11 protein-coding genes are annotated in these 10,821 nt (G+C 61.2%); 8 read left to right on the plus strand and 3 right to left on the minus strand.

The window, feature by feature from the left end; genetic code table 11:
- Positions 1–44 precede the first annotated feature (44 nt).
- Positions 45–356, minus strand: coding sequence for a DUF3579 domain-containing protein (locus ACFQND_RS24415; protein WP_371440043.1), 312 nt, complete (start codon positions 354–356; stop codon positions 45–47).
- A 249-nt stretch (positions 357–605) separates the two neighbouring features.
- Between ACFQND_RS24415 and ACFQND_RS24420 the strand changes: the two genes are divergently transcribed.
- The 5 genes from ACFQND_RS24420 (at position 606) to ACFQND_RS24440 (ending at position 6,417) form a co-directional block, all read left to right on the plus strand.
- A complete protein-coding gene (locus tag ACFQND_RS24420; RefSeq protein ID WP_371440044.1) occupies positions 606–1,820 on the plus strand; it encodes an aspartate aminotransferase family protein in 1,215 nt (404 codons plus the stop codon).
- Between the two features lie 2 nt (positions 1,821–1,822).
- Entirely contained in the window at positions 1,823–2,758 is a 936-nt protein-coding gene (argF, locus tag ACFQND_RS24425) for an ornithine carbamoyltransferase (protein WP_371440045.1), read from the plus strand.
- Between the two features lie 34 nt (positions 2,759–2,792).
- On the plus strand, positions 2,793–3,731 hold the full coding sequence (locus ACFQND_RS24430; protein WP_371440046.1) for a LysR family transcriptional regulator: 939 nt from the start codon (positions 2,793–2,795) through the stop codon (positions 3,729–3,731).
- A gap of 162 nt (positions 3,732–3,893) precedes the next feature.
- Entirely contained in the window at positions 3,894–5,393 is a 1,500-nt protein-coding gene (locus tag ACFQND_RS24435) for an aldehyde dehydrogenase family protein (RefSeq protein ID WP_371440047.1), read from the plus strand.
- A gap of 46 nt (positions 5,394–5,439) precedes the next feature.
- Positions 5,440–6,417: a Bug family tripartite tricarboxylate transporter substrate binding protein gene (locus ACFQND_RS24440; protein WP_371440048.1), complete on the plus strand. Its 978-nt coding sequence runs from the start codon at positions 5,440–5,442 to the stop codon at positions 6,415–6,417.
- A 9-nt stretch (positions 6,418–6,426) separates the two neighbouring features.
- On the opposite strand, the gene rraA is transcribed toward ACFQND_RS24440, so the two are convergent.
- On the minus strand, positions 6,427–6,912 hold the full coding sequence (gene rraA, locus ACFQND_RS24445) for a ribonuclease E activity regulator RraA (protein ID WP_371440049.1): 486 nt from the start codon (positions 6,910–6,912) through the stop codon (positions 6,427–6,429).
- A gap of 4 nt (positions 6,913–6,916) precedes the next feature.
- On the minus strand, positions 6,917–7,681 hold the full coding sequence (locus tag ACFQND_RS24450) for an SDR family oxidoreductase (protein WP_371440050.1): 765 nt from the start codon (positions 7,679–7,681) through the stop codon (positions 6,917–6,919).
- Between the two features lie 203 nt (positions 7,682–7,884).
- Here ACFQND_RS24450 and kynB point away from each other — a divergent pair, with 203 nt between their 5' ends.
- The 3 genes from kynB to kynA all read left to right on the plus strand — a co-directional run bounded on the left by kynB (position 7,885) and on the right by kynA (position 10,787).
- Positions 7,885–8,532 carry an arylformamidase gene (gene kynB, locus ACFQND_RS24455; protein ID WP_371440051.1) on the plus strand — a complete coding sequence of 216 codons (648 nt, stop codon included), beginning with the start codon at positions 7,885–7,887 and terminating at the stop codon, positions 8,530–8,532.
- 11 nt (positions 8,533–8,543) lie between these two features.
- On the plus strand, positions 8,544–9,824 hold the full coding sequence (kynU, locus tag ACFQND_RS24460) for a kynureninase (protein ID WP_371440052.1): 1,281 nt from the start codon (positions 8,544–8,546) through the stop codon (positions 9,822–9,824).
- Between the two features lie 117 nt (positions 9,825–9,941).
- Positions 9,942–10,787, plus strand: a complete 846-nt coding sequence (gene kynA, locus ACFQND_RS24465) for a tryptophan 2,3-dioxygenase (protein WP_371440053.1) — start codon at positions 9,942–9,944, stop codon at positions 10,785–10,787.
- Positions 10,788–10,821: the final 34 nt, after the last annotated feature.

The raw sequence follows: 10,821 nt of genomic DNA on the forward strand, positions 1-10,821 counted from the left end.
ATTGCGAGCACCGCGCAACGCCGCATCGCACACGCGCAGTAGCTTTATGGCTTATCGGGAAGAAGACAGGCTTCGGCCATCTGCAGGTCGTTGTCTTTGGCGAAGTTGATCGCAAAATCCCAGGCCATGGGCTCGGCATCGCGCAGTTCGGCATTGACCACCACGCATTTCACGCCATTGATAAGCATGGGCACACACCAGGGCGAGTAGGTCAGGTGGCTGCCGGGCTGCGGACCGCCGGGGCGAAACTGGCTCATGACGCCGCACAACCTGTCGGCCCAGTCGCTGGGCCGGAAGGTTCTGCCATCATGGGTAATGCCCTGAATAAAGACTTCTTTGGCGGAGTTTGAGACCATCGGGTGGAGGGTTTTTGGCGTGCCACGGAGTTGGATATGACCCCATGCTGCACCGCACAAGTATTCTATCTTATATAAGACTCAGGTCCGGGTTTACAACAGCTGGTTTCATAAAACGGCCCTGCATCGCAGTGATGCAGTATCGTCACAAATGGCAGCAAGGTCTGCGCCTAAAATCATTTCAGCCCGCAACATTTTGTAGCGGGCTTCCCATTTCCAACAGTAGCCCGCAATGCCCCGGAGTTTTTAATGACTGCAGCCCTTCCCAAGCACATCGAAGCCGCCTCCCCTCATGTGATGAACACCTATGGCCGCCTGCCGATAGCGCTGTCGCACGGCCAGGGCTGCCGAGTCTGGGACGTCAACGGCAAGCGCTACCTGGATGCCCTGGGCGGCATTGCCGTCAACACACTGGGGCACAACCACCCCAAACTGGTGCCCGCGCTGCAGGACCAGATCAGCAAGATCATCCACAGCTCCAACTACTACCATGTGCCGCTGCAGGAAACACTGGCCACCAAACTGGTCGAGTTGTCCGGCCTTGAAAACGTGTTTTTCTGCTCTACCGGCCTGGAAGCCAATGAAGCTGCCCTGAAGCTGGCGCGCAAGTTCGGCCATGACAAGGGCATCGAGCGGCCCGAGATCGTGGTCTATGAACATGCCTTCCACGGCCGCAGCATCGCCACACTGAGCGCCACGGGCAACCCCAAGGTGCAGGCCGGTTTTGGCCCGCTGGTCGAGGGTTTTATCCGTGTGCCGCTCAATGACATCAAGGCGCTGGAGGCGGCCACCACCGGCAACCCCAACGTCGTCGCTGTGTTTTTTGAAGCCATCCAGGGCGAAGGCGGCATCCACAGCATGAAGGACGAGTACCTGCGCGAGGTGCGTGCGCTCTGCGACAAGCGCGACTGGCTGCTGATGATTGACGAAGTGCAGTGCGGCATGGGCCGCACCGGCAAATGGTTTGCACACCAGTGGTCGGGCATCAAGCCCGACGTGATGCCGCTGGCCAAGGGGCTGGGTTCCGGCGTGCCGATTGGAGCCGTGGTGGCCGGCCCCAAGGCCGCCCATATCTTCCAGCCCGGCAACCATGGCACCACCTTTGGCGGCAATCCGCTGGCCATGCGCGCCGGGGTTGAAACCATACGCCTCATGGAAGAAGAAGGCCTGCTGGCCAACGCCGTCAAGGTCGGCGACCACCTGCGCGCAGCACTGGCACGCGAACTGGCCGGCGTGGCCGGGGTCAAGGAAATCCGCGGCCGCGGCCTGATGCTGGGCATTGAATTGACCGTGCCCTGCGGTGAACTGCTGGGCCGTGCCGCCGAAAACGGCCTGCTCCTGAGCGTCACCGCCGACACCGTGATCCGCATGGTGCCCTCGCTCATCATGACCACAGCCGAAGCCGATGAAGCGGTCGCCATCCTGGTCCCGCTGATCAAGCAACTGCTCAAGGAAAAAGCATAACCATGACCGCCAGCAGCAGCAACCAGATCAAACACTACCTGCAGTTCAGCGACCTCGACGCGACCGAGTACGCCTACCTGTTTGAGCGCACCGCCCTCATCAAGAAGAAATTCAAGGCCTACGAAAAACACCAGCCGCTGATTGACCGCACCATGGTCATGATTTTCGAGAAAGCCTCCACGCGCACGCGCGTGAGCTTTGAGGCCGGCATGTACCAGCTGGGCGGGACCGTGGTCAACCTCACCACGGACAACAGCCAGCTGGGCCGCGCCGAGCCGATTGAAGACAGCGCCAAGGTCATCAGCCGTATGGTGGACCTGGTGATGATCCGCACCTTTGAGCAAAGCAAGATAGACCGTTTTGCAGAGCATTCGCGCGTGCCCGTCATCAACGGCCTGACGAATGAATTCCACCCCTGCCAGATCCTGGCAGACATCTTCACCTACATAGAGCACCGCGGCTCCATCAAGGGCAAGACGGTAGCCTGGGTAGGCGACGGCAACAACATGGCCAACACCTGGCTGCAGGCCAGCGAAATCCTGGGCTTCAAGGTGCACCTGAGCACACCGGGCGGCTACGAGGTGGACCAGTCGATTGCAGGCATACGCTCGGCCGAGAGCTACAAGGTCTTCAAGGACCCGATGCAGGCCTGCGCCGGCGCCGACCTGGTGACCACCGACGTGTGGACCAGCATGGGTTACGAAGCCGAAAACGAAGCGCGCAAGAAGGCCTTTGCCGACTGGTGCGTGGACACCGACATGATGAAGGCCGCCAGGCCCGACGCATTGTTCATGCACTGCCTGCCCGCGCATCGCGGTGAGGAAGTCGAGGCCGACGTGATCGACGGACCGCAGTCGGTTGTGTGGGATGAGGCCGAGAACCGGATGCATGTGCAAAAGGCACTGATGGAGTACCTTTTGCTCGGCCGGCTGGACTGACACGCGCTCAAAGCAGTCCCACGCCAGCGCATCCATGAACCTCAATTCGCTGGACCTGAATCTCCTGCTTGTGTTCGATGCACTGATGCGCACACGCAGCGTGACGCTCGCCGGGGAACGGGTCGGCCTGTCCCAGTCCGCCGCCAGCAACTCGTTAAAACGGCTGCGCGACGCACTGGGCGACCCGCTGTTTGTGCGTACGCCCAAGGGCATGGAGCCGTCCCCGCTGGCCATGGAGCTGGAGCTGCCCATACGCGGCACACTGGAGCAATTGCGCGACACATTGCAGCGCACCCGCGTCTTCAAACCCTCTACCGCCAACCGCAGTTTCAAGCTGCTGCTGAGCGATATCGCGCAGCTGGTGCACATGCCGCTGATGGTGTCGCAGCTGCGGCAACAGGCACCCGGCATTTCCCTTGAAACCGTTGCGCCGCCCCTGCGCGAAGCCAAACAGGCCATGGTCGATGGTGAACTGGACCTGGCCATGGGTTTCCTGCCGGACCTGGGTGCTGACTTCCATCGCCAGTCGCTGTTCACCGAAACCTGGACCTGCGTGGTCAGCAAGGACCACCCCACGATAGGCGAAACACTGACGGAGGCCGAGTACATAGCCGCCACGCACATCGCCTACCATCCGGCTGTCTCCATTCATTCCATACTCGACCAGTTGCTGGTCGCGCAGTTTTCATCCAAGGGCATCAAGCGGAAAATCGGCCTGTCTGTGCCCTACTGGGGCGGGCTGGCATCCACCGTCGCAGCCTGCGACCTGGTCCTGACCGCACCGGTAGGCCCGGCGCTGTCCATGACCCGGCTGGCCAATGTACGCATTGTTCCCTTGCCCTTCGAGTTGCCAAAAATAGACCTGTGCATGCAGTGGCACACGCGCATGCACCGCGACCCGGCCAACCAGTGGTTTCGCAACCTCTGCGCACAAAGTTACCGCGCCGGCGAAGCCCTGCCCATGCGCGGCTGATATCACTCTGACCAGGCCAGGTGGCAGGCACGGTCGCGACGTTTTGCCAGCCACTTTCATGCATTGCCAATTCATGGCGTCCATTCCCCAAATGCGCCTTATCCATTTGCCTGCCTGAGCTGCCGTCCCTAACATCTGGCGCACATCACAGAAAGCCGGAACATGGAACAGCAACTTCAGCAACGCATCACCCCAGCAGCCCGCAAACCCGCAGCAGCGCCCTTCCCCCTTCCCAAAAACCGCGACCTTTATTACGCAGGCGCCTGGCACAAACCACAAGGCGGCTACCTGGACACCGTGAATCCCGGCACCGGTGAATCGCTGGGCCCATGCGCAGAGGCCAATACGGCGGATATCAACGCAGCCGTGGCCGCAGCCCACCAGGCCTTCCCGCAGTGGAGCCGAACCAAACCAGCCGACAGGGCGGCCATGCTGCGCAAAGTCGCCGCCATACTGCGCGCCAACGCCACGGAGCTGGCCATGCTCGACGCCATCAACTGCGGCAACCCGGTGGCCGAAATGACGCGTGACGTGCTCGCTGCAGCAGCCCAGTTCGACTTCTTTGCCGGGCTGGTGACAGAACTCAAAGGCGACACCATGCCCATGGGCGACGGCGTTGTGAACCTCTCGGTACGCGAGCCCTTTGGCGTTGTGGGCCGTATCGTGGCCTACAACCACCCGCTGATGTTTACCGCAGCCAAAAGCGCAGCGCCGCTGGCCGCGGGCAACACCGTCATCATGAAGCCGCCCTACCAGGCGCCGCTGTCGGCCTATCGCTTCATGGAGCTGATAGACGGCATCCTCCCGCCCGGCGTGCTGAGCATCATGAGCGGCGGCACGGAATGCGGCAGCGCCCTGGCGGCCCACCCGGACGTGCCCTATGTCTCGCTGATAGGCAGCGTGCCGACCGGCCGCGCCGTCGCAAAATCTGCCGCGGACAGGCTCAAGCATGTGTCGCTTGAACTGGGCGGAAAAAACCCCTGTATTGTTTACCCGGACGCGGATATCGAACGTGCCATCACCGGAGCGGTGGCCGGCATGAACTTCACCTGGTGCGGCCAGTCATGCGGCTCGACCTCGCGCCTCTTCCTGCACGAATCCATCCATGACGAGGTGGTGGCCGGCCTGCTGAAAAAAATCGGCCATTACAAACCCGGCATCCCGACCGACCCGGCCACCACCATGGGCGCCATCGTCTCGCATGCGCAGCAACAAAAAATCCTCGGCTATATCGACCTCGGCATCAAAGAGGGCGCGACGCTGGCCTGTGGCGGAAAAGTCCCTTCCGAACCTGAACTGCAGGGCGGCTTCTATGTGGAGCCCACCGTTTTTACCGGCGTGTCGCAGGATATGAGAATTGCAAACGAAGAAGTTTTCGGACCGGTGCTGTCGGTGATCAAATGGAACGATGAAGAGGCCATGCTTGAGCAGGTGAACCGTGTGGAATATGGCCTGACGGCTGCCATCTTCACGAAAGACCTGGCCAAGGCACACCGCACCGCTTCACGCGTGCAGTCGGGTTTTATCTGGGTGAACAATGCCGGACCGCACTTCATGGGAACAGGTTATGGCGGATACAAACAATCCGGCATAGGCCGCGAGGAATCGATTGAGGAACTGCTGGCATTCACGCAGAGCAAGAACATCAACATCACGCTTTAGCAAGCCGGCGCATACAGCTGCCGTTAACAAAAAGGAGACAAGACTGATGACCCCATTTTTCAAAAACCTCGTCGCAGGCACTTTTGTCGCACTGTCGCCGGCCCTCGCGCTGGCACAAGCCTGGAGCCCGACCAAGGCCATCACATTTGTGGTGCCCGTCGCGCCCGGCTCAAGCAACGACCTGATTGCACGCATGCTGTCCGAGAAATTACCGGCAAAGCTGGGCCAGCCCGTGGTGGTGGATAACCGCCCCGGCGCCAGCGGACTCGTCGGTGCATCCAGCGTGGCCCGCTCGGCACCGGACGGCCACACCATCGTGATTGTGCCCAGCGACGTCTATATGGCGCCCATACTCACGCCCAAGGCGGGTGGTGCCAACTTTGATGTCATCAAGGACTTCACGCCCATACTCACGGCGGGCAACGCACCCGTGCTCATCGTGGCCAGCCCGTCCATCAATGTAAAAACCCCACAGGAACTGCTGGCCTTCCTGAAAAAGAACGGCCCCACGAGTTACGGCAGCCCGGGTACAGGTTCACCCATGAACATCGCTGGCGAAATGCTCAAACGCTCCAGCGGTACCCAACTGAACCATGTGCCTTACCGCGGTGTGCTGCCCGCAGTCAATGCCGTGCTGGCCGGCGAATTGCCGCTGTCGATCGTGGCCCTGGCCGGTGCCGCACCGCATATCGCGGCCGGCAAGCTGGTGCCGGTTGGACTGGTTGAAAAGCAGCGCTCCGAGCTGATTCCCAGCCTGCCCACCATGACGGAGTCCGGCATTGCCGGTGTTGAAACAGCGGTGTTCTTCCAGATACTGGCGCCTGCCGGCACACCGGCCCCGGTCATCCAGCGCCTGAACACCGAGATCAACGCCATCCTCGCGACGCCGGACTTCAAGGAGCGCCTGCGCACCATGGGTGTACAGATCACAGGCGGCAGCTCTGCCGATGCTGCCAGACTGGCGCGTGACACCTATGCCCGCAACCAGCAACTGGTCAAGGAACTGAAGATCGTGGTGGAGTAAAAGCCGGCCCTAACCGGTTTTCAGGTCCAGCTTCACCTTGCTGACCAGGACGGCATCCTGGTCGCAGTAAATCCAGTCGCCGGCTTCAAAGCGCGCATCGCCGAACTCAACCGGTTCACCTTTCACAGAGGCTTTGGGTTCACGACTCCTGAGCGCAGTCACACCCAGCGCCTTGACACCCAGGTCAAGCGTCTTGAGCTTGACGGTGTCGCGTATCGCACCGTGAACGATCACACCCGCCCAGCCGTTGCGCACGGCGATGGCGGCCAGCCGGTCACCAAAAACCCCGATGCGCAGGGAGCCACCACTGTCCACCACCAGCACACGGCCTTCACCCGGCGTACTGACCATCTCGTCGACAGGCCTGTGGTCCTGCTCTACCCGCAGCGGAAAGCAGGGACCGAAAAAATAATCGCGCCCGCCAAAGTTGCGCAACTGCAGGTCGCACACCTTTGCATCAAGGTTGGCGTCAGAAAGATTCGCGGTACTGAACATGCCGTCAACCCCGTCCCACAAATGGCATCTTCGTCGCCATGATGGTCATGAACTGCACATTGGTTGACAGCGGCAAGGCCGCCATGTGCACCACGGCATCGGCCACTTCCTTTGCGTCCATCATGGGCTCGACGGCAATCTCGCCGTTGGCCTGCGGCACGCCCTTGGCCATGCGCGCGGACAGTTCGGTCAGGGCATTGCCGATGTCGATCTGCCCGCAGGCAATGTTGTACTTGCGGCCGTCCAGCGAGATGGATTTGGTCAGGCCCGTGATGGCATGTTTGGTCGAGGTGTAGGGTGCCGAGTTGGGCCGCGGCGCATGCGCGGAAATCGAGCCGTTGTTGATGATGCGGCCGCCTTGCGGCAACTGCTCCTTCATCAGTTTGAAAGCCCCCTGCGCGCACAGGAATGAACCCGTCAGGTTGATGTTGACGATGTTCTGCCAATGGTCAAAGGCGATGTCTTCAAAACCTGTGCCTATGCCGCTGACGCCGGCGTTGTTGAACAGCACATCAATGCGGCCAAATTTTTCCCTGATTTTTTCGAACAGCGCCGTGACGGATTCGGGGCTGCCTACATCAGTGGAAACGGGCAAGGCGCGATCCGAACCAGACTCTTTGGCGACCTCATTCAAGGGCTCAATGCGCCGGCCGGCCAGCACCACGCTGTAACCCTCGCGCAAAAAAGCCAGCGCGACCGCCCTGCCTATGCCGGTGCCCGCGCCGGTAACAAGTGCGACTTTGGGATTGGTTTTGTCACTGGATGTCATGGATGCCTTTTTCTCTCTTTAGGAAAGCTACGGATCAACACTGAAAATCTGGATTGTGCCCCAGCCTCCCCATGCCCGCTGCACCCGCCCGGCCCAGCACCGGATCACGGCCAGCGCATCCAATATTTCAGGTTTAAGGTATTTTCAGGGGCTGTTGGAAATAACCGACACCACGGTATTTTCAGCGGTGCTACCTTTGCAGCATGACAGCTCGCACCCCCGCCAGGCCGCTGAAAATCTGGGACATCTCACCCCCGGTGGACGAGCAGGCTGCCGTTTTCCCCGGCGACACGGCTTATTCGCAGCGGCTGCATTTCTCGCTGGCGCCGGGCTGCCCGGTCAACGTGAACAGCATCACCCTGTCGCCGCATACCGGCGCACACGCCGATGCGCCCATGCACTATGCCGACGGCGGCGCCAGTTCGGGCGAGCTGGACCTGGCGCCCTACCTCGGCCCGTGCCGCGTGATCCACTGCATGGACTGCGGCCCGCTGGTATTGCCCGAACATATCGCCCATGCGTTTGACGGTTTGCCCGCACGCGTGCTGCTGCGCACGGCACGTACCGCGAGCCAGTCCTGGGCATCTTTTACGGCCATAGCCCCCGAAACACTTGCGCTGCTAGCTACCAAAAAAATAGCACTCATAGGCATAGACACACCCAGCGTGGACCCCGCCGCCAGCCAGGACCTGCCCAGCCACCACCAATTGCTGGCACATGGCCTGCGGGTACTGGAAAACCTGGTGCTCGACGACGTACTCGAAGGCGACTACGAACTGATTGCGCTACCGCTCAAGCTGATGCGGGCAGACGCGTCACCCGTGCGCGCCATCCTGCGTGAACTCCCCTGAAAAAAAATCCCATGACCACACTGCAAGACTGCCACGTCCTCGACAAGCAAGACCCGTTGCGCGAACTGCGCTACCAGTTCACATTACCTGAAGGTGTGATTTACCTCGACGGCAACTCGCTGGGCGCGTTACCCAACACAGCAGCCGCACGCGTGGCGCAAGCGGTGACACAAGAGTGGGGCCAGGGCCTGATACGTTCCTGGAACGAAGCCGGCTGGTTTGACCTGCCGCAACGCCTGGGCGACAAGATTGCGCAGCTGATTGGCGCAAACCCCGGCGAAGTGGTGGCGACTGACAGTACCTCGATCAACCTCTACAAGGTATTGAACGCCGCACTGCATATCGCAGCCGTTGACGCGCCGCGGCGCAAGGTGCTGGTCAGCGAGCGCAGCAATTTCCCCACCGACCTTTACATCGCAGAAGGGCTTTGCAGGGAGCGCGGGATGCGGTTGCTGCTGGTGGAGCCCGAAGAAATAGCGGCAGCCTTGACGGCCGAGGTTGCAGTGCTGATGTTGACCCATGTGAACTACCGCACCGGCGCCATGCACGACATGCAAGCCGTGACCCGCGCAGCGCATGCGGCGGGCATCTTGACCGTGTGGGACCTGGCGCACAGCGCGGGTGCGGTACCTGTGGACCTGAACGGCGCACAAGCCGATTTCTCCGTCGGCTGCGGCTACAAATACCTTAACGGCGGCCCCGGTGCGCCGGCCTTTGTCTGGGTCAACCCCAAACACGCGGACCGTTTCTGGCAACCGCTGTCGGGCTGGTGGGGCCATGCCGCACCTTTCGAATTCACACCCGACTACCGCCCCGCGCCCGGCATCACGCGCTACCTGTGCGGCACACAACCCATCCTGAGCCTGACAGCGCTGGAATGCGGCCTGGATACCGTGCTGGCCGCGCAGGCGCTGGGCGGCATGCAGGCACTGCGCCGCAAATCGCTTGCATTGACCGACCTGTTCATCACGCTGGTGGAAGAACGTTGCGCCGGCCACGGCCTGGGTCTTGCGACGCCACGTGAACACGCACAGCGCGGCTCACAGGTGTGCCTTACCAAAACCGAAGGCGCCTACGCCATCGTGCTAGCGCTGATTGCGCGCGGCGTGATTGGCGACTTTCGTGCTGGCGACGGCGATGCGGGCAAGCACCTCGACATCCTGCGCTTCGGCTTCACGCCGCTGTATATCGGCTTTGAAGATGTGTGGAACGCTGTCGAGCATCTCAAACAAGTGCTGGACAGCGGTGAATGGCAAAGACCTGAATTCAATCAAAAAAATGCGGTGACCTGAAATGAATCGCCCCCACGCTTGTCGCTTCGCGTACTACGCTGCCCCCCGAGGGGGCCGTCTGCCCTTGGGGCGGCCCGGCGGGCAGCGCGCTTCGCGCCTTCTCAAGAAAGACCTCTCATGAAAAACAAGGCACCTGCCGATATCGTGCGCGATGAAAAGGCGCAACTCGACTTCAGCCAGTCCATGAGCTACGGCGACTACCTGCACCTTGATGAAATCCTGAGCGCGCAAAAACCGCTCTCGCCCGCGCACGACGAGATGCTTTTTATCGTCCAGCACCAGACCAGCGAGCTCTGGATGAAACTGATGCTGCATGAGCTGCATGCCGCCATCGCCAACATTGCAGCAGATGAACTCGGCGACGCCTTCAAAAAACTCGCACGCGTGAGCCGCATCATGGAGCAACTGGTACACGCCTGGGATGTGCTGGCCACCATGACGCCGCCCGAGTACAGCGCCATACGCCCTTACCTCGCCAACTCCAGCGGCTTTCAAAGTGCCCAGTACCGCTGCGTCGAGTTTGCGCTGGGCAACAAGAATGCTGCGATGCTCAAACCGCATGCACACCGGCCCGATTTGCTGGCGCAGGTGCAGGCGGCGTTTGAAGCGCCCTCGCTTTACGACGAGGCCTTGCGCCTGCTGGCGCGGCGCGGCCTGCCCATTCCGGCCAGCCATACCGAGCGCGACTGGACACAGGCTTATGTCGAGAGCGATGCCGTGGAGCAGGCCTGGCTGGTCGCCTATCGCGACCCCAAACAGCACTGGGACCTGTACCAGTTGGGCGAGGAACTGACAGACCTGGAAGACGCCTTCAGGCTCTGGCGTTTTCGCCATGTCACCACGGTGGAGCGTGTGATCGGCTTCAAGCGCGGCACGGGCGGTACCGGCGGTGTGAGTTACCTGCGCAAGATGCTGGATGTGGTGCTGTTTCCCGAAATCTGGAAGCTGCGCACCGATTTATAGGCAAATTTATAGAAAGAAGTAGCCGCAGCCGCCG

It is taken from the genome of Polaromonas aquatica, assembly GCF_042659145.1.
Lineage (GTDB): Bacteria > Pseudomonadota > Gammaproteobacteria > Burkholderiales > Burkholderiaceae_C > Polaromonas > Polaromonas aquatica.